The organism is Okeanomitos corallinicola TIOX110, assembly GCF_038050375.1.
In the GTDB taxonomy this organism is placed as follows: Bacteria; Cyanobacteriota; Cyanobacteriia; order Cyanobacteriales; family Nostocaceae; genus Okeanomitos; species Okeanomitos corallinicola.
In genome coordinates, this window is record NZ_CP150886.1 from 2,648,628 (window position 1) to 2,674,124 (window position 25,497).

A 25,497-nucleotide genomic window follows, 5' to 3' on the forward strand; every position below is an offset into this window, starting at 1 on the left:
ACCTGTCACCTGACACCAGTCACCAATCACCAATCACCAATTATGAACTATTCCCAAATACCTTCCCCTTGCTACGTTCTCGAAGAAGAAAAACTGATTAAAAACCTAGAATTAATCAACTCAGTCCAAAAACGAGCCGGTATTACAGTTATTCTGGCCTTAAAAGGTTTTGCCATGTATAGCACCTTTCCCCTAGTCAGGAAATATTTAAAAGGTGCGACAGCAAGCTCATTATTTGAAGCCATGCTAATTAGAGAAGAATTGGGTGGAGAACTGCACCTTTACTTTCCCGTGTATCAGGAACATGAATTTGCAGCAGCCATCAAAGACGCAACCCACATCACCTTTAACTCTCTGAGTCAGTGGGAAAGCTTTAAAGAAAAAACCTTCAACGCGAAAATTTCCCCAGGGTTAAGAATAAACCCGGAATATTCCCCAGTAGAAACCGATATGTATAACCCTGCATCTTTAATGTCTCGTTTAGGGATCAGAGCGGAAACATTAGGTGATAAATTACCAGAAGGTATTGAAGGGTTACATTGTCATAATCTTTGTGAAAGTGACTCTCATGCTTTATCAACCACCTTAGAACAAATTGAAAAACTCTTTGGAAATCACCTACCTCATATTAAATGGCTCAACTTAGGCGGTGGACATTTATTAACCCGTCAAGGATATGATATTGAGCATTTTGTTAAGGTAATGACAGATTTTAAAACTCGTCATCCCCATCTTGATATTTATATTGAACCAAGTTCCGCTATCGCTTGGGAAACAGGATTTTTAAGGGCGACAGTTTTGGATCTTATTCAAACTCCTGATCCAATTATTGCTATGTTGGATGTATCATTTACGGCTCATATGCCAGATTGTTTAGAAATGCCCTATAAACCTCGAATTCAAGGAGCAAGAGATCCACAACCAGGAGAAACAGCATATAGAATGGGAGGTTTAACTTGTTTAGCTGGGGATGTGATGGGGATGGGAGATTACTATTTTTCTACTCCTTTAAAAATAGGAGATTCTATTATTTTAGAAGATATGATTCACTATACAATGGTGAAAACTTCCATGTTTAATGGGGTAAAACATCCATCTATAGGTATTCTCCGAAATGGGGAATTTGAATTAGTCCGAGAGTTTGAATATGAAGATTTTAAGAGGAGATTATCTTAAAATAATATCAATTATCTATGTCTATTTTTTTGACATTAACCGTTGTCGTTTTTGCCTTTGTTTGCTTTATCGGAGAATGGTTGCCTACAGATATAGTTGCTCTTATTGTTGCAGTTTTATTAACTTTACTAGGTTTAATCACTCCAGAAGAAAGTATTTCTGGTTTTAGTAACTCTGCCACCGTGACTGTGATGGCAATGTTTATTTTAAGTGCAGGAATTAGCCGCACAGGAGCAATTCAAATAGTTGAAAATTCCCTGCTCAAATGGGGAGGTAAAAACCCCACAAAACAAATATTTATTTTAGGTTTACTCGCAGGTCCAATTACGGCATTAGTGAATAACACCGCTGTTGTGGCTGTGTTTTTACCAATTGTCGAAAATTGGTGTTATCGGCAAAAAATGTCTGTTTCTCTACTTTTATTACCCTTATCATACATTACCATTTTGGGGGGTATGATTACGGTAGTGGGTACTTCTACTACTGTCCTGGCTAGTGGTTTATCTGCCACTTTGGGCTATGGCACATTTGGTTTATTTCAGTTTACATTTTTGGGTTTAATTACATTTTTTGTTGGATTAATTTATTTATCTATTTTTGCCCCTCGATTATTAAAAAATCAAGTTAGTTCATGTTCTACAGATGATCTTGTTACTTGTGATTATCAACTCAAAGAATATATTAGTGAAATTATTATTCCACCAGGCTCTCCATTAGTAGGAAAAACGTTAAATACTAGTCGTATCCAACGTCAATTTGATGTAGATGTAATTGAAATAATTGATAATGGGGTACATTTTTCTCAACCTTTAGCTGATAAAAAACTCAAGGCTGGTTGTATTCTGTTGGTGAGGGGTGGTAGGGAAGATTTATTACAAATTAAAAATCAACAAGGAATTGAAATTTTACCAGAGGTGAAGTTTAGTTACCCGTCTTTGATATCAGAGTTAAATTCAGAAGAGGAAGGTGTGGCGGAAGTATTAGTTACTTCTGGTTCTAATTTAATTGGTTCTACTTTAAAAGAATTACGTTTCCGTCAAAGATATAATGTCACGGTTTTAGCTATTCGTCGGGGTCAGGAATTAAGCCGTGAACGTCTGGGAAAAACACCTTTACGTTTTGGTGATGTTTTATTAGTAGGTGGTCCCCAACAAAGTTTGATAGGTTTACAAACCAGTCGTAATCTATTGCTAATTATGCAGCAAGATATCGAAATTCTCCGTCATTCTAAGGCGGGTATTGCTATTGCTATTTGCTTGGGTGTTGTCTTGGTGGCAGCTTTTAAATTACTGACTATTTTGGTTAGTTCTTTAATTGGTGTAATTTTAATGGTGCTGACTGGTTGTCTGAAACCAAAGGAAATTTATGAAGCGGTAAGATGGGATATTATTTTTCTTTTAGCTGGTTTAATTCCTTTGGGTATTGCTATGAATAATTCTGGTACTACTCAATTATTAGCAGAAAATATTGTTAAATTAGGAGGTCAATTACCTGGTTATTGGTTACTGACTTTTTTCTTTGTGCTTACTGCTTGTATGACTGAAATATTGTCTAATAATGCGGCTGTAATTTTATTGTTACCAATTGCGGCTAAAGTAGCAGAAAATCTTAATTTTAATCCTTTGGCTTTTATGTTAGCTGTGACTTTTGCTGCTTCTTATAGTTTTATGACCCCTATCGGTTATCAGACAAATACTATGGTTTATAGTCCCGGTGGTTATCGCTTTGTAGATTTTTTCCGCGTGGGTGCGCCTTTAACTATCTTGATGACACTGATTATTCCACCGTTAATTATTCTTTTATATGGTATTTAAACCGTGTAATTAGGTACACTATTGGCGGGCAAGATGCCCACCCCACAAGAGTTTCATTATTATGATTTGTACCTCATAAGAATGAAATATGCTGTATCACAAAAAGTATAGTAATTAACTAAAAAAATTCTAATAAATTGTTACCGTTAATCAGAGTTTAGTCAATACTTGTCAGTTAAGTATGGGGAACATAAACAGAAAAAACCCTGCCATGAAAAACCACCAACTTCTTAACAGATGAGTGTTGTATATTTGCTCTCTGTATCTCCCTTAAATAAAGTGAAAGTATTATGACAACTTACAACGGAGTTCACGCTGCAAATAACTCCGCACTAAACGAAACTAAAACCATTGAAGAGGCAATTCTCGAATCCATCGCCGAAGCTAGAGATGTTTGTGATCAAAATGGAATTAATTCCCCCAGTTGCGCTGTAGCTTGGGATATTGTGGAAGAATTACAAGCAGAAAAAGCCCATCAAAAACAAGCTAAACATCGGCAAACGGCCCTAGAAAGTTACTGTGAAATGTATCCTGATGCACTGGAGTGTTTAATGTACGATTTGTAATTTGTAATATCCCCGACTTTTGAGATTAATTAATCATAAAAGAAGTCGGGGATCTGACTATGTTATATTTCTTTTTTTACACCTTTATTTTTTACCCATAGAAAGAGCGATTACTAGGTCGCGCTTCGCGATCGCACTTCTCACATTTTCCAAACAGTGATATCTTCGGTAAGCTACCGCTAACGATATCCCATTATCTTCGTAGAAAAGCGATTGCACTATGGAGCATAACAAGAAGGAAAAAGTTTTTGTTTGTCAATTGTATTAACATCAATACTGCAAGGTGAAAGATATTGACTTAAATTTTTAAGTCCATTTTCTGTGATATTTGTATTATTCAAACTTAACTTTTTAAGTTTGCTCAGTGTTTGTAGTTCCTGAAGTCCAACATCAGAAATTTTAGTGGAGTCTAAGTTTAATTTTCTTAATTGTGTCAGTCCTACTAAATCAGATAGTCCAGCATCAGTAACCTGAGTCCACCCAATGTTTAGAAATTGGAGTTTAGGAAGTTTTTGAATCTTCTGAAAACCACTATCACTCACATTTGTATAGTAAAGCTCTAGGCTTTCTAATTCTGGTAGTTCCTTAACATAGTCAAGTCCGTTATCACTAATCTTTGTCTTAGAAAGATTCAAGCGGTTCGTTAAAATCTGATGATATCCATACTTTTCCTTTAGCACTACCTCGTTTTAAGGGGCGTTGAATTGGTGAAATTTCTGCCACTGGTTGATTATTTTTTGTAATAATAATTTTCTCTCCTTTGATTACCAAGTCAATATATTTAGTCAAATTAGTCTGGAATTGATTGATTTCTAGTTGAGTCATGATTAGTAATTTTGTTACCAAAAATATTGAATACTGAATCTGAGTATTATATTCATTTTAATCTTAATTACAGAAAATGAGATAGGTGGATACGAAAATTGACGAAAGAAAAAGTAATTAATACAGAATGCTAAGTGCTTGCTACTTAGATCAGGGATATGTTATCGCCCTCCCACATTTCCAAACAACCTATACCTACGGTAAGGTAAAGCTAACTTATTCCCCATTTCCAACATACGTCGTGAGTAAATTTATCGTATCTTGTATTGTCAATACTTTTTCCCACTCTTCATAAGGGATGTTGAGGTTAAATACATTTTCAAGTTCTGGTATCAAGATAAAACTAACATCATCTGATGCCACCTTTAAGTCTTGAATTATTCTATCCGTTAACTTGAAGTTACTACTTGGTTTCAGTAAAATTTTTTCTAAAATGAGTAGAACTTGAGTTTCAATTGATGTTTTGATTTTTCCTGTTATTTCCATAAATTATTCCTTGTGACAATCTTTCTGACTCATACAATCTTTTACATATAATCCGATAGAAATTACTATCCCCACCATCAAACCCAATTGGATCTTCACTCAAAAACCTTCCTGTAGCTTGGTCATAATACCGCGCTCTGTAATAATAAAGCCCAATCTCCTGATCAAACTCTCTTCCTGTAAACAGATATCGAGCTTACAGGTCTAATAATTACTCTTCGTATATGATTGTTACAGATTCTCCTTTCACAAGTTTTGATAACTCATCTTCGGTTTTAACCTCCATCTGAGAATAAGATATTTCTGTTCCGTGATGCGGATTTTCATCTGGATTATTGCAAGAAATTAGCTTACGAATACCAGCAAAAATTAAAGAAGCAGAACGATTTTCCCAAGTAAAATCATCTTCAGATTCACTTTCATCTTCCTTGGCTCTTGTCTCTGCTTTTTCTAAGGCTTCTTCATCCGAGTTTGCTTCTATCAAAATAATATTTTCCCAGATTGGGTATTTATTTTGATTGCCATCTGCGAATTTCACGTACATTATTGTATGTGCTGCATACCATGTCATAATATACCCTTGCTTTAGTGTATAAAAGGTATAGAATAGAACGTTAAATGAGTTATTCTATAAGTTTTGAACCAGAATCTATAACTGATTTAGATAATCCGGCTTAGGTCGTGCGTCTACGGATTCTTAATAAAATTGAATTGGTTAAGTCTAAATTTTGAGCAGATCACTCCTCTATTTCTAACAGGTCAATGGTCGGGATTTTATAAGTTAAGAGTGGGCGATTATCTAGTTATCTATGAGTTAGATGTAGAAAATCAATTAATCATTATTATTAGGGTTGGTCATCGCAGGGAAATTTACTAGGAGCGATCGCCCCTCCAAAATCCTTATTATCAAAGCGATCGCAAGATTAGATTGTGTTATTCTTAAAGTAAGGAACTCAAGTAAGGAGTTGAAGTCATGACCAGTGCCACAATTACCACCAAAGGACAAGTAACTATACCTAAAGAAATCAGAGATTATCTGAATTTGGATACAGGAAGTAAAGTTGATTTTGTGATTGATGAAAATGGCATAGTTAAACTTATTCCCCTGAATATACCTGTTGGAAAATTATCTGGGATTTTGCACAGAAAAGGGATGAAATCCGCCACTTTAGAAGAAATGGAACAAACAATTAGTGAGGGTGCAAGTGATTGGAGTTGATACAAATATTTTAGTACGTTACCTCACAAAAGATGATGAAAAACAATGGGAAAAAGCTGTTGAGATTATACACAGTGGAGAACAATGTTTTATTGCTAATGTTGTTATTTGTGAGTTAATCTGGGTTTTGCGTGGTAATCCTTATAATTTTACTAAACAAGAAATTAGTAATACTGTAGAGATGATGTTGCAATGTGCTGTTTTTGAGTGGGAGAATCGTTCAGTTATTTATCAAGGATTGCGGCGTTTTCAACAGGGAAATGCAGATTTTTCTGATTATTTAATTGGTGCAGTTGCTCAACAATTTGGTTGTACTATAACGGCGACTTTTGATAGGAAATTGAGAGGAGAAAAAGGGTTTGATTGTGTCTAGTAATTTTATCATACTTAAACAGCGATACCTTCGGTGCGCTTCGCTACGCCCTCTCACATCCCCAAAAAAGCGATTCCTAGGTCGCGCTTCGCTATCGCCCTCCCACATCCCAAAAAGCGATTCCTAGGTCGCGCTTCGCTATCGCACTCCCAAATTCCCAACAGCGATCGCTCTCTCACATTGCCTAAAAGCGATCGCACTTTAAGAGTTTGCATGAGATTCGAGATCGTCTATTATTGTACCAATTTTTTTTAGAAGTTCTGCAACTTTTTCATGAGAAGCTCCCATTCTAGTTTCAAAATCAAACTCATCTAATCCATAACAAACTTCATTTAGCGCACTATTTAGAATTAATAGTTCCTCTAAAGAAATATTAACATTAGCACTTTGTAAGGTTTGTTCTATCAACTGCATAAGATATTTTTCCTTTTTCAAGTATCAAACTTCAAGTTACCTTAAATTATCAAAATATGATTTACCAGATGTTGGCTGGAAGGCTGTTCCTCCATCTGGTGCTTTTGGGTTTCTGAATAATTTTCCTTTCGGATCTTTACTAATAAACCTTCCCGTATTCGCATCATAATACCGCGCTCTGTAATAATAAAGCCCAATCTCCTGATCAAACTCTCTTCCCGTAAACAGATAACGAGTATCAATAGCGGGATTACTTTCAGAAATTACCTGACCAAAGGAATCATAAACAAAATGATTCACCACCGCACCGCTATTATTCACCAAATCTCGAACTGTTCCCAAATGGTCTGTTAAATGCCAGACGACATTACCAGCACTTTCCTGCGCCAAAACAGCGATTCCTACGGAGCGCTTCGCTATCGCACTTCCCCTAAGTTCTAAACATGGTTACAATTTCATCATTGTGTCTTATACTCTAAGCTTTTAATAATCAAGTCTTGTAACGAAGCATTAGATAGCCAATCTGATTGAACTCCCACTCTCAACATAAATCCAATTAATATTTGGCGCAATTCATTGATATGATTAGGCTCTTTTTCTGCTAATTGTATTATGACTCGATTGTTTTAAATCATTGATTTGAGTAAATGTCCTTTACAATCATAAGCAGTATAGACATCAATATCTATCGGTTCAAGATAAGATTCGGCTTTCTCCATTGATTAAAAAATAATAAGGTCTCCGTTGTCGTAAATAATAGGACGTTTCATGTTTAAATAACTCTCTGAAAATTGATTAGAAATCGCACTAAATCTTCAACTGTTTTAACTGAGGTAAGTTCCCTGTTATTATTAATATTTAAAATTGGGCAGCCGCAATTTCTAGCAATTTCTAAAACAGCTTCATCAAGGTCTTCCTCACAAATCCCATAAACCTTTCCAAGATCATCTGTAGGGCGTATAGGGAAATCATGAAGTTTGATGTCACTATTTTGAAGATAGCTATAGACTTGAAAGCAAACATTTTCAGGAACTTCTTTTTCTGAAAAATAGGTCATAAAAGTTGTAAAGTTTTCTCCCTGTCGTTCCTTTTTTAACTTTTTTTGATTCCAGGAAAGTAAAAAATTTCCAGCTACAAAACCAGTGAGAGAAAGAGTAGCCACCATGAGAACTTGCGTAACTTGTTGGATCATACTTTTATTAAACTATGTTAATTAGATTATTCATGGTTACAATTTCATCATTGTGTCTTATACTCTAAGCTTTTAATAATCAAGTCTTGTAACGAAGCATTAGATAGCCAATCTGATTGAACTCCCACTCTCAACATAAATCCAATTAATATTTGGCGCAATTCATTGATATGATTAGGCTCTCTTTCTGCTAATTGTATGATAACTCGATTGTTTTGAATCATTAATTTGAGTAAATGTCCTTTACAATCATAAGCAGTGTAAACATCAATATCTATCGGTTCAAGATAAGATTCTGCGATTCTATTTGATTCAAAAATCAGAAGATCGCCATTATCGTCAACAATAATTGGATAAATAATGGAGTTCATTAGAGTCGATCCCAAAAACTATATTTTCAAGTCTTTTAACAAAGTTTTCATATTTTCGAGAGTTTCATAAACAAGATTTTGACTGTCTGAGTTCAAAGTAGTTTCTTTGCGATCAAGTGCTACGGCATATACCTGTTCCAAAGTCCACCACTCACTTTGGAATTTATCTATCCATTCTTCTTCGGTTGTTTGCAGAGATTTAAGTAATCCATATAAAGCATTGATTAGTTGATCCAACCCTAATTTTCCTTCCTCAAATTCTATTATGTGATCTTTCATAAGTTGATACTGCTTATAATCATGCTTGTCCATTTTTTTCTTCTCTCTATTGTTTAATTCGACCAGGAGCATCTGTCACTACACGACCAGATGCCGTGTCTGTAATAACAGTAACGTTGTTAATGGAGTCGTAGTATGCCGTTGTTCCTGGTATCTTTCCAGGAATTTGTTGCCCTGACTGAATTGTATTCTCAACTACAGATGGAGTTAATCCTCTTCCTTGGATTTGATCTAAAGCGTGTCCAGAATATTCACGTCCTCCAATTGTTGTTGGTGTATTTGTTCCAGGGAATACGTCAAGTCGCGCTTCGCTATCGCCCTTCCACATCCCAAAAAGCGATACCTTCGGTAAGCGATCGCTATTTTAATTCACTGTATTTTGCTATTCAAATCAATTAAAAAAAGCATAAATAATTTTCTGATTTTTCTTAATCATTGATTCGTATTTTTCTAATGTTTGGATTAAATTTTGCTGTTTATCAAAACTTGTTTCTCCCTGTAATTGATAGTTATAATTACTTGTAAATAATAAAGCCGATTGAGGGGATTGCTCAGGAATTTGTAATCTGGCCTCACTCACGTTAAGATTTAATTGACAATCATCTAAAGTATAGTAGTAATTAACACTAGCTCTCATTGGTTCTTTACTTGCTTTGTACCAAATACCGGGTTTTAACAATTTTTCAGTGATATAACGACGTGCTAAATCTTCATCTTTACTGACAACTACTAAATGATTGGTGTTAAAACCAAGAGCTTGATAGTTAGCTGTATTTAAAGATTGAATAAATTGATAACTTAATTGAGGAACTTTGTGTTTATCATCTTTTCCTAAAGCTTCTGTAAAAATAATGCGATTATTTTCAGCATTTATTTTCACTTTATTACTAAAAGTAATTTGAGTTTGGAAATTATTCATGATGGGAGTATTAGATAATTCCCAACCATCAGGAATAATACCACTGTATTTTAAAAAGTCTACATTAATTGTATCTGGTCGGAAATTGGGAATTACTAAAATTATGGATATTTCAATTAAATCTAAGGATAATCCACACCACAAATAATATACAGCATATTGTATGGAAATGAGGTACAAACTGAAATCATTAAACCCTTGTGGTACAGGCATCTTGCCTGTTAACTTCGTACCTCATAACTTAGAAAATTCCTATCTTTACTGAGTATGCAGCCAGTAACTTTGAAGTGCTTCAGACGCTGAATCAGAAATTCCATACTCTGATTTGCTTCTGACATATTTCAAAAACAATACAACAGCTTTTTTTTGTTCGCTGTTCAATATATTAAACCATGATAAGCACAATTTGGAAAGTTCTGGATCATCTGAGTTGTTCCGCAATATCAGACTATATACGGTAAACTCTAAAGTATTACTAGAAGGATGTTCTAATCCACACATGATATAAATTGGCAAGAAAAATCTGAAGGCTTCAGGGGTCAAGAAAACAAGGCTAGAATAATTTTTATTGACTAAATAGCAGTCAATCTGATTCCAGTGTTGCCAATTATTTCCTTGGAAGTCTTCAATTTCTGATTGATCGTAAGTATCAGAAAGATGATCATCTCCTGGAAATTCTACACCAGCGAAAGCCTGTTCAATTTGAGCTTTTAAATACTCCAAAGTTACTTCAGAATGTTTTTGGTTAAAAGAGAATGGATTCATACTGGACATTGAGAAGCGATATTCCGACAGTTCTGTGCAGCGCGACGTGCATTATCAGCGGCTATTCTATGACCTGCATTACCTCCTCCGAAACATCTTGTATTTATAGCATCTCTGGCTGCTGCTTCAGCTTCAAATAAAGCTGCATTAGCTAATGCAGTTGCTCGATCCATCCCAGGTCTACAGCCTTTTCCTTGAGTCGCACCTTTAGCATTGCTAACTGCTTGTTGCAACTGATACCATTCTTGTCTGGTGCAATTACCGGGTGGTTTTAGGTTTTCAACTGCATCTGTAGCTGTATCGGCTGGTGAGTCAACATTAGTATTATCAAGAATTTCTGAAATAATAATTGCGCCACCAATTATTACAACACCAATGAGAATAACTTGACCAACACCAGGAATAAAAATTACAGGTGCTGCTACTGCTGTTTCTCCTGAAGGATCATTAAGATTAACTGGACTGTTAAACACATACCTGTATAAGTTGACATCTCCCCCTGCAAACCCAATCGGATCTTCACTCAAAAACCGTCCCGTATTCGCATCATAATACCGCGCTCTGTAATAATAAAGCCCAATCTCCTGATCAAACTCTCTTCCCGTAAACAGATAACGAGTATCAATAGCGGAATTACTTTCAGAAATTACCTGACCAAAGGAATCATAAACAAAATGATTCACCACCGCACCGCTATTATTCACCAAATCTCGAACCGTTCCCAAATGGTCTGTTAAATGCCAGACTACATTACCACCACTTTCCTGCGCCAAAACCTGATCAACACCCGCACCATGCAGATAGCGTGTATCTAAAACAGGCTGATTTCCACCAGCACCATCACTATCTACAAACTCTAACAGTACATCCTGTGCATCATAAATAAACTGTGTCACCACTGCGGGAGTTGTATCTTGAGGGTTGGTATCTACAGCTTTAGCAATGCGGCGGTTGAAAGCATCATAGGTGAACTCAACCCGTTGCGTCTCGTTACCTTCAGCATCCTTATCAACAATAGCTATCAAGCGGTTACGATAATCCCAGGTCAACTCTTGCACCTTACCAGTAGTAATTTCTGTCTGCTTGGTTAAATTCCCTTCATTGTCGTACTCGTAATTATATGTACCATCAGACAGTAAGCGGTTGCCTTCACCTGTTACATAGCCATTACCGTGAATACTAGAAGTGATTCGGTTGCCATTTGCATCGTAGGTGTAAGATTCATCTGGGTTGTTAGCATTGCTGTGGTTAGCACCTGTTAACTGAGCGCGATTATCGTAGGTATAATCTGTTATTCCATCAATATCGGTAATCTGAGTAATGCGACTTGCCGCGTCATAAACATAGTTGTAGAAGGCGACATTATTTGTACCGTTACTGTGGTTTAAATTGGTGAGACGATTGAGAGAATCATAGGTGTAGCTTGTACCATTAACTAACTGAGTTCCGGTGAGGTTAGCATAGCGATTAATTGATGTATATTGTCCCAGGGAATTGTAAGCAAAATCAACTCTTTTATCGCTGACATTATTACCAGATTGAGTTAGTTGAGTGAGGCGATTTAAAGCATCATAAGTGTAGGAATTATTGCCACCTGCAATATTATTAATGGTGTCAACAACTGAGAGAATATTGCCTAATTTATCGTAGGTGTAGTTAAGGGCAACATTTGCAAAACCGGGAGTACCAGCATTATTTACAGACAATAAACGATCTCGATTATCATAAGTAAATGCTAAGGAACTAAATTTATCATTAACCGTAGTTTGGTTACTAGCTTTATCATAGCTGTAATTAATTACCTGATCAGTTCCTAGCCATGTTTCCTGAGTTAGACGATTGATGTCATCATAATTAAACTCAGTCCGGCGATTATTGCGGTCAGTTTTCGCAATCAAATTATCAACCGCATTATACTGATATTGAGTAGATTGTTCTAAAGGATCTGTTTCGCTGATGAGGCGATTTCGGGCATCATAAACAAAGGTAGTTTGATTATTTACCGGGTCTGTAACAGATGTGAGATTATTACTCAGATCATAAGTGAATTTAGTAATCCCACTATCAGGATCAATCGTCTCAATCAAACGATTCCGAGCATCATATCTATTCTCAGATTCATTCCCTAAAGGATCAACTAGTGAAAGCAAATTACCCAAAGCATCATAACCATAGCTAGTTTTTTGGTTGAGTTCATCAATATTTTCAATCAACCGATTCAATTCATCGTAGGTATTTTGATTCACATTACCTACAGCATCGGTAGTTGATATCAAATTCCCATCAGCATCATAGCTATAGTTAGTAATGGGAGAAGTTAAAGGACCATTGCCATCGGGATCAGCTTCAATAATTTTAACTAACCGATTAAGTGCATCATATTCAAATGCAGTGCGATTACCATTTTCATCAATAATTGCCGTTTGATTTCCTACTAAATCATATTCAAATTGGCGTTGTGCTTCATCTGTTGTTCCCTTGGCGTAGATGATGGAAACTAAACGACCATTCGCATCATAGTCACTATCAGTAATGCGTCCTAGAGGGTCAGTAATGAGGTCAAGTAATCCGTTATTTGTATAGGTAAATTGGGTAATAATATCATCATCTCCACCAACTTCACCAACTACTTGATTGATAGATAAAAGATTGCCGTTATTGGGGTCAATTTGATAAAGAGTTTGACGACCGAGTTCATCAGTCATGCTGGTGAGTTGGTTAAAAGTTGGATCGTATGTGAAACGAGTATCTATCCGTTCAAAACCAATTATGTTGTTAATTAAGTTTTGGTTGTCTGTAATATCATTTGTGCTGAGGAAGAAATTAGTGTCAAACATAACAGTTAATTTTCCACCCAGAGCGTTTGGAAGATCATTTTCATCAAAGTAGAGTGTACTACCTCGATTTGCATTATCTACTGTGACAAATTGGCCTGTTCCTGGATTGGTCACACCCCCAGTTGCTACCCCACCATAAGTAACATTACCATCAAAAATAGGATTAGGGCTGTTAAATGGTGCTAAAACTTCTTGCACAAAAGCAGGTTCAACAAAATCAAGTGAACCACCACCTGCTGCTGCGATAAAGTCTAAAATTGAATTATTGCGAGTAGCAAAGTTGTTGTTTTCACCTACTAATAATAAATTACCTCCTGATTGTAGAAATTCTAAATACAGTGCTTCATCTGATTCTGTCAATGCAAATGTATCTTCAACCCGAATATCTATAACTTGAGTGAATCCAAGTAAGGTATTTGGTACTGTATTAACAATCGTGGTTGCAACGCCAGCATTTTGAAGTAATTCATCAATAAATGCAGTTGCCTGAGCATTTACATTATTACCTTCACTGATAATTAAAGCATTGCCTCCAGGAGAAATAAATGAGAGAGAATCTTGAATAGTCAGCACATTGCCATTATCATCATAGGTAAATGAGGTAATATTACCCCTCGCATCAGTTTGTTGAGTAACCAGATTATCCTCATTCCGCTCCACAGTAGGTAATAAACCAACTTCATCAGAGGAAGAAACTATCTGTCCAGCCTGATCTAAAATATTAACAATCTCATTACCATTCGCATCTGTATAGGTAGATGCAGCTTCTCCTAATTGGAAAGCGACAGGTGCATTTATTGGATCAATAGTTTGATTTGGTAAATATAAACCTTGCACTTGTACAGGATCAAAATCTAATTCTGAACCATCTTTACGAATTGCTCTATCTGCTCTTCCAGCAAAATCATAGAATGTCTGTTCTCGATTTCCTCGCTTATCAACTTCAGCAATCATACGATGGTCTGCGTCATATTCCCAAGTGCGACTTGTACCATCAGGGTCAGTAATTTTGGTTAAATTACCATTAGTATCATAAATTAATTCAGTGCCACGACCAGAGGGATCTGTTATTTCTGTAATTCTATTATTGGTGTAGGTAAAGATAGTTTCTAAACCTACCGGATCAACCATCTTAGTCAAACGACGATTTTCATAGATGTATTCGGTTTCATTCCCGACGCGATCGCGCATTTTTGTTAACAGATTTTCCCCATTGAAGGTATAAACCATCTGATCTGTCATCGTACGTCGGAAAGTACCATCATTTAAACGTTCTAAGGTTGAAAAATCGCCAACTGGTGAATCATAACTACCATCATCATTCTTTTCAAACAATAACTCGCTACCATCACCATCAATGATAATTACCGACTCATCAGGATTAACAACAATTTCCTGTAAACCAGCTAATCCCCAACCACTACCAAAGGCACTATTTACAGTATTAATATGTAGGAATTTACCCTCAGTGGTAGAAGTTGACCCATTCAACTGATTATTATTTAAACGCAATAAACCAGTAGTCAAATCATAATCATAACGACCAGAAGCGAAAGTTCGTAAATCGGCTTGCAAGGCCGCATCAATCTTGCCACCACCATTAGGAATTGACCAGAAATGTTCACCACCATTTAATCCAAATTCACCACCAGCAAAACCCGGTACTTCTAACTCAAAATCACCCCGTTTAATTGTTAACTCAGCCATCAATCTCAGGGCAGAATCATTCGGTACATCGTTATAACCAAAATGCAAAATTGGTCTAGCATCTGCCCTTTCAGAATCATAATTTAAACTGATACCGCGACTAATTCCTAAAGATTGATAAGGTACTAAATTATGGTTCTCTATCACCGCACCTGAGTGTAATTCTACTTCTGAAGTTCCTGGTGCTGTAGCTTTACATTCATCACAACCATCATCCGGGTTACGATCATCATCTTCAGGGTTATTTGGAGTTGGTGCGGGTGGTGCGAAGAAATGCCAACTACTATTCCGAATACCACCTTCTATAGTTTCAATGACAGTTCCATCAGCGCTAACTCGTCCTATACCCACATTATCAAAATCTCCTGTTTCCGGATTAATAGACCATAAATCCATTTCTGTACCCGGTGCATATCCAGCAAGATTTGGTAAACTCAAAGGTGCAGGATTAGTAAATAGCATTTCCCCTGGTTGAATCGTTACTACCAAATCAGGAAGCAAATTTTCTGGTAATGCAGCAGGAGTCAATTCTGTAGGAACTTCAGTAATGCTTAATTGTCCTGTATAGGGTTGATTTTGTTGATCAAATAAACTATTAGCAAAAACAGTTACAGATGAACCTGGTATAGCTGCACTGGTAACAATTTGGTCAATATTAGGATCAATTGTTTGAGCGTTTTCAATATCAATTGGTGGTAAATAAATGGGACGATCAATAACATTATTTACATTTTCATAAACATCATGTCCCAACACTAAAGGTAATTTTTCGGCAATAGATGGATACACAATATCATCAACTTGTTGACCTGGTTCAATGATCAATGCTGCATCCGCATCTGGTGGTGAAATCAATGTCAAAATAAATGAACCATCTGCATTTGTGGTAGCAGAAATCTCACCGATTTTAACTCTTACTCCCGCTAAAGGTTCTTGGTCAGTATTTTGAATTACACCGCTAATTCTGGTAGTTGTTTCTGGATCAGCAACAACAGATAAATTAAATTCTTTAGTTGTAACTTCTTCGCCATCTCTAGCAACTAAGGTAAAATCGTAACTGCCGATTTGTGAGGGAGATGGTTCAAAAATTAATGTTCCATCGCTGTCTAAACTGCCTATAGGTAGGGTTTCTTCACTTTCAAGGGCAAAATTAGCATTTTTACCAAATATTTCCTGAGATTCCAGTTTTAACTGTTCTCCTGGCATGACAATTAATTGTTCTACTGGTTCATTAATTGGTGCTAACAAATTATCCAGAACATAATTACCCACACTTCTACCAGTTTCCAAACCTTCCAAATTAGCCGAATTAAAATGAATACCTCCATAAATACGACTAATTCCTGCTTCATTAACTGCATCTGTGAAATTATCAAATTCCCGATAAACTCCAGGCATTCCTAAAGAATTAGTAGTAAAGCTGATATTATTACCCAACAATTCTGTTAAGATAACATCCGCAGCACCGCTAAATGTACTATGTCCAGAAACATACTCTGGGAATGGGGGAGTATTAACTAAAGGTATCCAATGAGCATCACTAATTGTATCGGGATTATTATCACTATCTGCATTTTGAATAGCAGTGATTGGTCGCCAGAAATCATAATGATATTTAGCATCCCAAGCCGCAATTCCCGCATCAGCCAAGGAGATATTTAATAATGCAAATACACGAGCATTTTCTACTAAGGAATTATCTGTTTCCGCGCTGATATTTTGGGCGATTTGATTCCAATGTCCAGGAGGTGTAAATGTACCTGCACCATCTTCCCAGAATTGAGCAATTTCTGTTTGGTCTGCGGTTCTGATGGTACTATTAATACTACCTAAATCTTTAACTTGGTTAAATTCGGCTGCATAATCACTACTGTCTAAATCTGGTGTTCCATCAGGACGGAATTGATTACCACTGGTTAACCCAAATGGTGTTACTTGTCCCCAATGTGGTAATAAACCATCAGCAAATTCTGGGGGAGTTGGTTGCCATTCTCCGGGTTCATTTCCTGGTGTATAAGTAACAGTATTATCCCAACCATCTGTACTTCTTAATAATAAGATATCATCAGCTACGGTACGTCCAAATGTAACTCCATTATCTTCTGCTATTCCATCAGTAATTTCTGCTAAAGAAGCGGTTAAAGCATGATCAAAATAGTCTTGTTGTTCAGGATAAAGATTAATTAAAACTTGATGTGCTGCTGCTACTGCTGCTGCTTCTGCTGATGTTTCTGTTGGTGCTGTACCTGTGAAGTAATAGTTTTCGTAAGTTCCAGTAATTGCATTGATAGCATCAAATACAGCAATTTGTGTAATTGCCATATTTCGAGAAGCTTCTGGTGGTGCTGTCTTATCTTCGTAAATAGCATTTAATAAAATCCCATTCCAATCTAAAACTACATCACTGTTATCTTGTTCAACTCGATTGATAATTGTGGTAAATGTGCTGGTATTTCCATCTGTATCTTCTGCTGCAACAGTGAATAAATTATCACCTAATGTTAATACCACATCGGTAAATACAAAATTACCCGCAGCATCAGCGGTAATTGATGTTCCTGTTTGTTGTAAAGTTACGGTAGCATTTGCTTCTGTTTTACCAACAAGATTGACTGTTTCAAAAGTTGTAAAAGAATCACCTATAGGTGCAGAATCAAACATTGTATCCAGCATAAAGCCTGGTGTTTGAATTGCTGAATTCTCTACATTAATGATGACAGTTTGGGTTGTTTCTGTACTATTTCCTGCTATATCAATTGCATTAATAATCAGATGTTGCTGTCCTGATAAATTGGTTAAATCCAATTCAATATCAAATTCACCTGCATCATTTATCGGTACATTAATTTCACTACCGTCACCAAAACGATAATTTAATTTATCTATCTGAGAACCTGTTTCATTCACACTTCCTTGTAATCTTGCACCATTGGTAATTTGTGCATTCTCTTGGGGATTGGTAATATTAATTTGTGGTGCAGTAGTATCAACAATAATTTCTAAATCTACACTATCGCTAATATTTCCAGCTGCATCAATGCTATTAAAGTTTAAATTGTTTACCCCTTCACTGAGAGAAGTTGTAGGTGTAATTTCCCAAACTCCATTAACTGCAATTGCTTGTCCGATTTGTGTTTGTCCATTAAATAATCTAACTGTTGTTCCACTTTCACTTTCACCAACAAAAGTGGGAGTATTATTATTAGTAATTAAATCACTGTCATTTACAATTGCTAATTGATTTGGTGCTTCTGGTTTTGTGGTATCTAAGCTAAATCCTAAATTAAATTCTTCGGAAAGATTACCAAATCTATCTTCAGCTTGTAAAGTTAGTTGATAAGTTCCATCAGCTAATTGTCCACCATTAATTTCGGTAAGTTTATCCTCATCTAAATCAAAACTACCATCAGGGTTTAATTCAGATAAAATATCTACTAAATTACCATTATTTAATTTAGCTTGGAAGGTAACAATATCACTAGAATCACTTAATTGTCCAATAATTCTAGCATTACTACTAATATTATCCGCATTATTTAAACCTGTATCCTCAAATAAGGAAGCAGTAATTTCTGGTGGTGTTAAATCATCATTATTTGTTTGTTGTGCAAAGGTAATAATTTCCTGTCCTAATGGGGTATTAGTCCAATCTCTGTTAGGATTAATTACTTGATTTAATGCTGTTGCACTACCAGTTACACCTTGAATTTGGAAGATGATATCATTATAATCTGCGTCGCTACTACCATCATTTCTTAAATCTTCCCAACCAAATGTTCCTGATACTAATTCTCCTAATTGTACAGCATTATTGGGGTTAGCCGCAGCGAGGGAAAATAAAGGTCTTTTATTACCACCAATGTTAGGATTATTAACTACTTCTTGGACTGTTCCTTGGGGAACTAACATCATTCCTATTCTATCCCCAGGCGTGAAATTATATGTTGTTATTCCTGAATAATCACCTTGGTTTTTATCACTTTCTCCTAATTCTCCGCTAAATTTTGCTCCTTCACTGGGATCTCTAATTACTATATATCCTAAGTTGGAATTACTTAACACTCGATCAGCAGCCTCTTGGATATATTCAGTAGAACCAGGGGTTAAGTTCTCCATTCCTTCTAAGCTGAATACACCCATTTCACTGGTAAAACTACCCGCATCAGCTAGGAAGTTAATGGATATTTCCCCTGTATTATTAACGGTAAATTCTCCAGGATTTTCGGAAAATTCTACATCAATATCTTGACCATTAATATTGATTTGTCCATGATCATTTTCTGATTTTAATGCGGCTATTTTTTCCGGTGTTAAGAATACATTTTGGACTAAGTTGGCAAATAATTCTCCTTCATCTCCAGGTGAGTCAATATCATTTAATTGCGAGTCTATAAAATGTCCGGTTTCTTCTAAAAAGGTATTAATTGCTAGTTGGAAGTTTTCAGAATTAATGATTTCTTGAGCAAGATAAATAGTGTTGGTATTTTCTGCAAAAGCTCCATTATTACCATTTAGTTGTATTTGGGGGACGATTTCAATAATAGGTACAATGCTGCCTGTAATGAGGTTATTTATGGCGGTGTAGGCTGTTTGTATATCTGCATTCTCACCAAATGCAAGTTGTATATCTTGTGCAAAATCAGAAGATGTCAGAAATTGATTAAGAGCGTACTGAGTTCCTGGAAGTATTTCTTGAGATAAGTAGTTGTGAGCGATCGCATTAATTCCATTCAGAGCATTATCACCATGATCCGAATTTTGATGAGTGCTATCCATAGTCCTAACTCTCTATATATTTAATAGGTTGTAGCTAAATTCACAATACTGTTGTTGCAACAAATTTATACTTACATCCGAATATATCCTAAGCACACTTGCACACACAAGACTCTAAGTGTAAAAATTTATATCTTAAATTTTAAAGTTTGTAAAAAAGAATTAAGTAATATATATATCCTCCTATGGATAGGAAGTAATTGGTTTTACTATAAGTAAATGTACTAGCAATGTACTAGCGATGATACGCGATCGCACTATTTATAGTTGTTAAAATGCTTAATTTTATATCGTGTTTACAGAAGGCATTCTTTCTAAACGAACAAAATCATCTGTAATTTCCATTCACCTAAAAAAACGATCACACCCCCAAAAATCAGGAATGCGATCGTTTTTTAGTATTGTGCTAGTTTTTCTAACTAACCAAATGTAACTGACTCAGAATTGTACTCACTAAATTATGAGTGAAAGGTAAACTATCAATCACCATTCCCAAACACAACAACATCATGTAAGAGATGGAATATAAAAACAATTCTCTAGCGACAGTTTTATCTTCTGGGTTTTGCAATAACCGCCAAGACTTATGGATAAATATCCCGCCCAAAGTCAAAGCAATGATCACATAGACAACACCACTGGTGTGCAAAGGATAAAACAGTAACACTGTAGCAGTGACAGTAATGACAGTGTAAAACCAAATTTGGCGTACCGTGGCCTGATCACCAGCAACCACAGGTAACATCGGAATCCCCACCTTAGCGTAATCATCCCGAATCATTAACGCCAAAGCCCAGAAATGAGGGGGAGTCCATAAAAAGACAATGGCAAAAATTAACCAAGCTGCCCAACTTAAAGTATCAGTCACCGCAGCCCAACCGACTAAAGCCGGAATAGCACCCGCAGCACCACCAATGACGATATTTTGAGTGCTGTGACGTTTTAGCCAATGAGTATAGACTAAAACATAAAAAACGATACCAGAAAATGCTAAAAGTGCAGCCAGAAGGTTAGCGAATACCGTCAGGAGAGTAAAAGAACCTACAGCCAGGGCGATCGCAAAAATTAAAGCATCACGGGGCTGCACCCTACCAGAAGGCATAGGACGGTGGCGCGTCCTTTCCATGTCATAATCTATATCTCGGTCATAGATACAATTGATTGTTTGGGCGCTGGCAGCAGCCAAAGTACCGCCAATCAGCGTTACCACCAACAACCAAGGATCTACCTGTCCTTTAGCAGCAATCCACATACTGCCAGAGGTTGTAATCAACAACAACGGAATAATCCGAGGTTTAGTCAACTGGTAGTAACTTTGAATTACTTGGAGAAATGTATTGTGGTGGCGAGAGACATTAGTCTCAATCATGTTGGCTATACTTCCTTTCTCAATTATCAATTATCAGGTGACAGGGAACAGGTGACAGGGAACAGGTGACAGGGAACAGGTGACAGGTGACAGGTGACAGGTGAGAGCTTGCTTACCAATTACCCATTACCAATTACCCATTACCAATTACCCATTACCCATTACCAATTACCCATTACCCATTACCAATTACCCATTACCCATTAGCAGAATTACTAATTGTTCTGTCGCGTAATCCTAGAACCGTAAACACCACCAAAGTGCCTAACAAAGTAGCACCTACAGCTTGGTGAGTGACGGTGAGAGGTTCAACTTGTAGATGTAAGCGGAAAGTGGCAACCCCCAAAAGTAGCTGGAGAATTAACAAACCACCCGCCAGATTTGCTAGTCGTCGTAAAGTTGGATGTAGTGCTGGAATTCGCCAAGAGATCAATACAATTGTCAAAATAGCTAACGTTGGTGGTAGCAAACCAAAAATGTGGCTATACATCACACCACATAATTGATCCCCGGCAAAACATTGATGTAAAGCCCAGCGAGAACCCACCAAAGCACCCAGTAGACTTTGCAGATAAACCAAAATAGCAGCAATTAAACCCAGCCAAGGTAATTTACCAACAGTTCCAGTTCCCTGATAGGGGGTAAGTGCCGTACCAATAACTAGGAGGGTGATAAAAAATAATAATGCCGTTCCCAAATGGGCAGTCACAATATCAAACCGCAACAATTGGGTAACAGTCAGCCCTCCTAACACACCTTGAAAAATGATTAAGAATAGGGCAAAAGTGGCAGCCCAAGGCAACCAATGCGGTAAAACTCGACGATGCCACCAGGATAAACCAGCCAGGGCGATCGCACTAAAACCAATCAAAGCCGCATCCAATCTGTGAAACCACTCCAAGAACACTTGGAGATTCATTTGTTTAGCCGGCACTAATTCCCCATAACACAACGGCCAGTCTGGGCAAGCAAGTCCAGCATTCATCACGCGGGTGGCGCTGCCTATAGCCATCAAAATTAAGGTAGCTATGCAGATTTTCCACACCAAGCGACGAATAACTTCCTTGGGGCTGTTGTGTTGGGCTGCCGCTTCATTTTGTTGTTGTAGGACAAATTCGTTCATCAACGATACCTGATCCCCGCTTGAGGTATATCTTCTTAAAATGTTCTATTTAGCCAAGTTGCATCACTTTAACCGTGATGGAGAGATAGAAAGATAAGTACAGGAAACGGATAGACGAGAGTAAAAATCTCTTAAAAATCTATTTTTACCCCTAAATTCTCAAATCCTGAATTCCTACTCCTAAATTTAACAACTTACGTTATTTGTTCAGTCCAGACCTATTTACACCCTAACCCATGAGCTAGAGTTTCTAGATTGGCTTTCACCTATACTTTGGATCACTTCTGCTAGTTTTAGCTGTAAGATTTAGGTATTTTTTAAGATGTCAATCATTAAATAATGAAAATATTTGAAAATTTCCTCTAATTTCTGAAAACTTTCGGAAATTTTGATGATATTTTAGATATTTCCTATTTTCTCCCACAGATATTACACTCAATAATCTTCTACTCAAGATTGGCAAGTTAATCAAAAAATTTAATAAAGATTTCAGATAGTCAGACTCCATATTTCCCAGGCTGCACTACCTTGGTAAGTGAGTTATTTTGAAATAACGTAGTTAATTCAATTAAGTAAGCCGTGAAAATTCCAAATACAATCTGGACTCTACTCATTGGCATCGTGCTAACTCTAGTCAGCTTCTGGTACGGTCAAAATCACGGTCTGTTGCCCGTAGCAGCATCGGATGAAGCCGTATTGATAGATGGTCTATTCAATGCGATGTTGACAGTTTCTATAGGAATATTTCTAATAGTTGAAGGAGTTTTAATTTACTCAGTAATTAAATATCGTCGTCGTGCCGGTGACAACGAGGACGGACCAGCAATTGAAGGTAATGTCCCTCTAGAAATCCTCTGGACGGCGATCCCAGCAATTATCGTTCTTGGTATTTCTGTGTACAGTTTTGATGTTTACAACCAAATTGGCGGATTGAGTCTTCATGATGGCCATGAAATGCCAATGATGGAAGAATCCATGTCAAAACCAGGTACTGCTATTGCTGCAACTTTAACCAATGCACCAGGCAATTTAGACACCAATGAAGTTGCCCTATTAGCGGAAGCTAATTCCGGTATTGGTACAAGTGAAGATAAAACAGGAGAGTCTCAACCATTAATAGTTGACGTTGCAGCCCTCCAATATGCTTGGCTGTTTACCTACCCAGATACAGGGATACTAACTGGTGAACTTCATGTACCCATCGGTCAAGAAGTACAACTGAACATGAAAGCTAATGATGTCATTCATGCTTTCTGGGTACCAGAATTCCGTCTTAAACAAGATGTGATCCCCGGTCGAGAAACACAAGTTCGCTTCACAACCAGAAAAATTGGTCAATATCCCCTCATTTGTGCTGAACTCTGTGGCCCATACCACGGTGCGATGCAAAGTCAGGTAATTGTTGAGTCCCAAGCGGATTTTGATAGTTGGATGCAATCACAGCAAGTTGCCAGTAAAGAAGACTTGACTCAAGCAGTGGCTATCAATCCCCAAGAATTATCAGCAGATAAATTTCTCGCTCCCTACACCCACAATATGGGTATTCATTCAGAAATGTTGCATCAAATTCAACATTAGTCAACGGCTAATGACTAATGACCAATGACCAATGACTAATTGACTATGACACAAGCACAATTACAAGACACTACTAATATTCCCATTTCCCATGAAGACGAAGGGGAAAGAAAATGGTGGGAATTTTTTACCTTTAATACCGACCATAAGGTAATCGGTATTCAATATCTAGTTACATCATTCGTTTTTTACTGCATCGGCGGTGTGATGGCTGATTTGGTGCGGACGGAATTACGTACCCCAGAGATAGATTTTGTCACCCCGGAAGTTTATAACAGTCTGTTTACACTCCACGCCACAATCATGATTTTTCTGTGGATTGTCCCAGCCGGGGCGGGTTTTGCTAACTATCTCATCCCCTTGATGATTGGGGCTAGGGATATGGCTTTTCCCCGGTTGAATGCTGTGGCTTTTTGGATGATCCCCCCAGCAGGTATATTACTTACCCTGAGTTTGGCGGTGGGTGATGCACCGGATGCTGGTTGGACTTCTTACCCGCCTTTGAGTTTGGTAACTGGTCAAGTGGGTGAGGCAATTTGGATTATTAGTGTCCTACTTTTGGGTACATCGTCAATTTTGGGGGCAATTAATTTTATTGTCACAATCCTGAAAATGCGTGTTCCCAGTATGGGTATCTATCAAATGCCTTTGTTTTGCTGGTCAATGTTGGCGACTTCGGCTTTAGTTTTGCTTTCTACTCCTGTTTTAGCTGGGGCGCTAGTTCTGTTGGGTTTTGATTTGATTGCTGGGACAGCATTTTTTAATCCTAGTGGTGGCGGTGATCCGGTAATTTACCAGCATATGTTCTGGTTTTACTCTCATCCGGCGGTTTACATTATGATTTTGCCTTTTTTTGGGGCAATTTCCGAAATATTACCAGTTCATGCCCGTAAACCAATTTTCGGTTATAAGGCGATCGCCTATTCTTCTATGGCAATCAGCTTTTTAGGCTTAATCGTCTGGGCGCACCATATGTTTACCAGTGGTATCCCTGGTTGGTTACGGATGTTCTTTATGATCACGACGATGATCATTGCTGTTCCTACCGGGATCAAAATTTTCGGTTGGTTAGCAACTATTTGGGGTGGGAAAATCAGCCTCAATAGTCCGATGATTTTTGCTATGGGTTTCTTAGGAACTTTTGTGATTGGTGGGATTAGTGGTGTGATGTTGGCATCAGTCCCTTTTGATATCCACGTTCACGATACCTATTTTGTAGTCGCTCACCTCCACTATGTCTTGTTTGGCGGGAGCGTTTTAGGCATTTTCTCCGCTATCTATCATTGGTTTCCAAAGATGACGGGACGAATGATGAATGAATTTTGGGGTAAGGTTCACGCAGTTTTAACCATTGTTGGTTTAAATATGACTTTTTTACCCATGCACAAGTTAGGCATGATGGGTATGAATCGCCGTATTGCCCAATATGACCCTAAATTCACTTCTTTAAATGAAATCTGCACTTATGGGTCTTATATCCTGGCAATTTCAACCTTACCTTTTATTATCAATGCCGTCTGGAGTTGGTTATACGGTGAAAAAGCACCTAATAATCCTTGGCGTGCGCTGACTTTAGAGTGGATGACTTCTTCACCACCAGCAATTGAGAATTTTGAGAAACTTCCAGTTTTAACTACTGGCCCTTATGACTACGGTGTAAAAGAGAAACAGGTGACAGTTGACAGGTGACAGGTGACAGGGTGATGGG

At 37.2% G+C, this 25,497-nt stretch carries 25 protein-coding genes; 8 read left to right on the top strand and 17 right to left on the bottom strand.

Annotation, left to right across the window (positions count from 1 at the left end):
- The first annotated feature begins 42 nt into the window (after positions 1–42).
- From nspC to WJM97_RS11485, 3 genes are all read left to right on the top strand, one after another.
- Positions 43–1,176 (top strand): carboxynorspermidine decarboxylase, encoded by a 1,134-nt coding sequence (gene nspC / locus WJM97_RS11475; RefSeq protein WP_353928941.1) that lies wholly within the window; start codon positions 43–45, stop codon positions 1,174–1,176.
- A 17-nt stretch (positions 1,177–1,193) separates the two neighbouring features.
- On the top strand, positions 1,194–2,990 hold the full coding sequence (locus tag WJM97_RS11480) for an SLC13 family permease (RefSeq protein WP_353928942.1): 1,797 nt from the start codon (positions 1,194–1,196) through the stop codon (positions 2,988–2,990).
- Between the two features lie 290 nt (positions 2,991–3,280).
- The gene (locus tag WJM97_RS11485; RefSeq protein ID WP_353928943.1) at positions 3,281–3,556 is read left to right on the top strand and encodes a Calvin cycle protein CP12; all 276 of its coding nucleotides are present in this window, start codon (positions 3,281–3,283) and stop codon (positions 3,554–3,556) included.
- A 218-nt stretch (positions 3,557–3,774) separates the two neighbouring features.
- Here WJM97_RS11485 and WJM97_RS11490 read toward each other — a convergent pair whose 3' ends face one another.
- The 5 genes from WJM97_RS11490 to WJM97_RS11510 form a co-directional block, all read right to left on the bottom strand.
- Positions 3,775–4,191, bottom strand: coding sequence for a hypothetical protein (locus WJM97_RS11490; protein WP_353928944.1), 417 nt, complete (start codon positions 4,189–4,191; stop codon positions 3,775–3,777).
- The gene (locus WJM97_RS11495) at positions 4,178–4,381 is read right to left on the bottom strand and encodes a type II toxin-antitoxin system prevent-host-death family antitoxin (RefSeq protein WP_353928945.1); all 204 of its coding nucleotides are present in this window, start codon (positions 4,379–4,381) and stop codon (positions 4,178–4,180) included. Before WJM97_RS11495 ends, WJM97_RS11490 begins: the two co-directional genes overlap by 14 nt.
- Positions 4,382–4,597: 216 nt before the next feature.
- Positions 4,598–4,867, bottom strand: a complete 270-nt coding sequence (locus tag WJM97_RS11500) for a hypothetical protein (RefSeq protein WP_353928946.1) — start codon at positions 4,865–4,867, stop codon at positions 4,598–4,600.
- Positions 4,833–5,054: an RHS repeat-associated core domain-containing protein gene (locus tag WJM97_RS11505; protein ID WP_353933154.1), complete on the bottom strand. Its 222-nt coding sequence runs from the start codon at positions 5,052–5,054 to the stop codon at positions 4,833–4,835. The genes WJM97_RS11500 and WJM97_RS11505 overlap by 35 nt, the downstream gene beginning before the upstream one ends.
- A gap of 24 nt (positions 5,055–5,078) precedes the next feature.
- Positions 5,079–5,411, bottom strand: a complete 333-nt coding sequence (locus tag WJM97_RS11510) for a DUF4288 domain-containing protein (protein WP_353928947.1) — start codon at positions 5,409–5,411, stop codon at positions 5,079–5,081.
- A gap of 243 nt (positions 5,412–5,654) precedes the next feature.
- Here WJM97_RS11510 and WJM97_RS11515 point away from each other — a divergent pair, with 243 nt between their 5' ends.
- From WJM97_RS11515 to WJM97_RS11525, 3 genes are all read left to right on the top strand, one after another.
- Positions 5,655–5,744, top strand: coding sequence for a type II toxin-antitoxin system RelE/ParE family toxin (locus WJM97_RS11515; RefSeq protein WP_353933155.1), 90 nt, complete (start codon positions 5,655–5,657; stop codon positions 5,742–5,744).
- Positions 5,745–5,840: 96 nt separating this feature from the next.
- On the top strand, positions 5,841–6,086 hold the full coding sequence (locus WJM97_RS11520; RefSeq protein ID WP_194056125.1) for an AbrB/MazE/SpoVT family DNA-binding domain-containing protein: 246 nt from the start codon (positions 5,841–5,843) through the stop codon (positions 6,084–6,086).
- Positions 6,073–6,459, top strand: a complete 387-nt coding sequence (locus WJM97_RS11525) for a type II toxin-antitoxin system VapC family toxin (protein ID WP_353928948.1) — start codon at positions 6,073–6,075, stop codon at positions 6,457–6,459. The genes WJM97_RS11520 and WJM97_RS11525 overlap by 14 nt, the downstream gene beginning before the upstream one ends.
- 53 nt (positions 6,460–6,512) lie before the next feature.
- Here WJM97_RS11525 and WJM97_RS11530 read toward each other — a convergent pair whose 3' ends face one another.
- From WJM97_RS11530 to WJM97_RS11585, 12 genes are all read right to left on the bottom strand, one after another.
- A complete protein-coding gene (locus WJM97_RS11530; RefSeq protein WP_353928949.1) occupies positions 6,513–6,674 on the bottom strand; it encodes a hypothetical protein in 162 nt (53 codons plus the stop codon).
- Entirely contained in the window at positions 6,661–6,873 is a 213-nt protein-coding gene (locus WJM97_RS11535) for a hypothetical protein (RefSeq protein WP_353928950.1), read from the bottom strand. Before WJM97_RS11535 ends, WJM97_RS11530 begins: the two co-directional genes overlap by 14 nt.
- A 36-nt stretch (positions 6,874–6,909) precedes the next feature.
- Complete coding sequence (locus WJM97_RS11540) at positions 6,910–7,263, bottom strand: RHS repeat-associated core domain-containing protein (RefSeq protein WP_353928951.1); 354 nt, start codon at positions 7,261–7,263, stop codon at positions 6,910–6,912.
- A 382-nt stretch (positions 7,264–7,645) separates the two neighbouring features.
- Positions 7,646–8,065: a hypothetical protein gene (locus WJM97_RS11545; RefSeq protein ID WP_353928952.1), complete on the bottom strand. Its 420-nt coding sequence runs from the start codon at positions 8,063–8,065 to the stop codon at positions 7,646–7,648.
- Between the two features lie 47 nt (positions 8,066–8,112).
- Positions 8,113–8,436 carry a hypothetical protein gene (locus WJM97_RS11550; protein WP_353928953.1) on the bottom strand — a complete coding sequence of 108 codons (324 nt, stop codon included), beginning with the start codon at positions 8,434–8,436 and terminating at the stop codon, positions 8,113–8,115.
- 18 nt (positions 8,437–8,454) lie between these two features.
- A complete protein-coding gene (locus tag WJM97_RS11555) occupies positions 8,455–8,715 on the bottom strand; it encodes a hypothetical protein (RefSeq protein WP_353928954.1) in 261 nt (86 codons plus the stop codon).
- A 46-nt stretch (positions 8,716–8,761) separates the two neighbouring features.
- Positions 8,762–9,043 (bottom strand): hypothetical protein, encoded by a 282-nt coding sequence (locus WJM97_RS11560; protein ID WP_353928955.1) that lies wholly within the window; start codon positions 9,041–9,043, stop codon positions 8,762–8,764.
- 63 nt (positions 9,044–9,106) lie between these two features.
- Positions 9,107–9,847: a hypothetical protein gene (locus WJM97_RS11565; protein ID WP_353928956.1), complete on the bottom strand. Its 741-nt coding sequence runs from the start codon at positions 9,845–9,847 to the stop codon at positions 9,107–9,109.
- A 45-nt stretch (positions 9,848–9,892) separates the two neighbouring features.
- A complete protein-coding gene (locus WJM97_RS11570) occupies positions 9,893–10,399 on the bottom strand; it encodes a DUF6714 family protein (RefSeq protein WP_353928957.1) in 507 nt (168 codons plus the stop codon).
- Positions 10,396–19,719 carry an Ig-like domain-containing protein gene (locus tag WJM97_RS11575; RefSeq protein ID WP_353928958.1) on the bottom strand — a complete coding sequence of 3,108 codons (9,324 nt, stop codon included), beginning with the start codon at positions 19,717–19,719 and terminating at the stop codon, positions 10,396–10,398. Before WJM97_RS11575 ends, WJM97_RS11570 begins: the two co-directional genes overlap by 4 nt.
- A gap of 415 nt (positions 19,720–20,134) precedes the next feature.
- Entirely contained in the window at positions 20,135–21,088 is a 954-nt protein-coding gene (locus tag WJM97_RS11580) for a heme o synthase (RefSeq protein ID WP_353928959.1), read from the bottom strand.
- Positions 21,089–21,284: 196 nt separating this feature from the next.
- On the bottom strand, positions 21,285–22,211 hold the full coding sequence (locus WJM97_RS11585) for a heme A synthase (RefSeq protein WP_353928960.1): 927 nt from the start codon (positions 22,209–22,211) through the stop codon (positions 21,285–21,287).
- Between the two features lie 579 nt (positions 22,212–22,790).
- Between WJM97_RS11585 and WJM97_RS11590 the strand changes: the two genes are divergently transcribed.
- Positions 22,791–23,789 carry a cytochrome c oxidase subunit II gene (locus WJM97_RS11590; protein WP_353928961.1) on the top strand — a complete coding sequence of 333 codons (999 nt, stop codon included), beginning with the start codon at positions 22,791–22,793 and terminating at the stop codon, positions 23,787–23,789.
- 45 nt (positions 23,790–23,834) lie between these two features.
- Positions 23,835–25,478, top strand: coding sequence for a cytochrome c oxidase subunit I (ctaD, locus tag WJM97_RS11595; protein ID WP_353928962.1), 1,644 nt, complete (start codon positions 23,835–23,837; stop codon positions 25,476–25,478).
- Positions 25,479–25,497 lie beyond the last annotated feature (19 nt).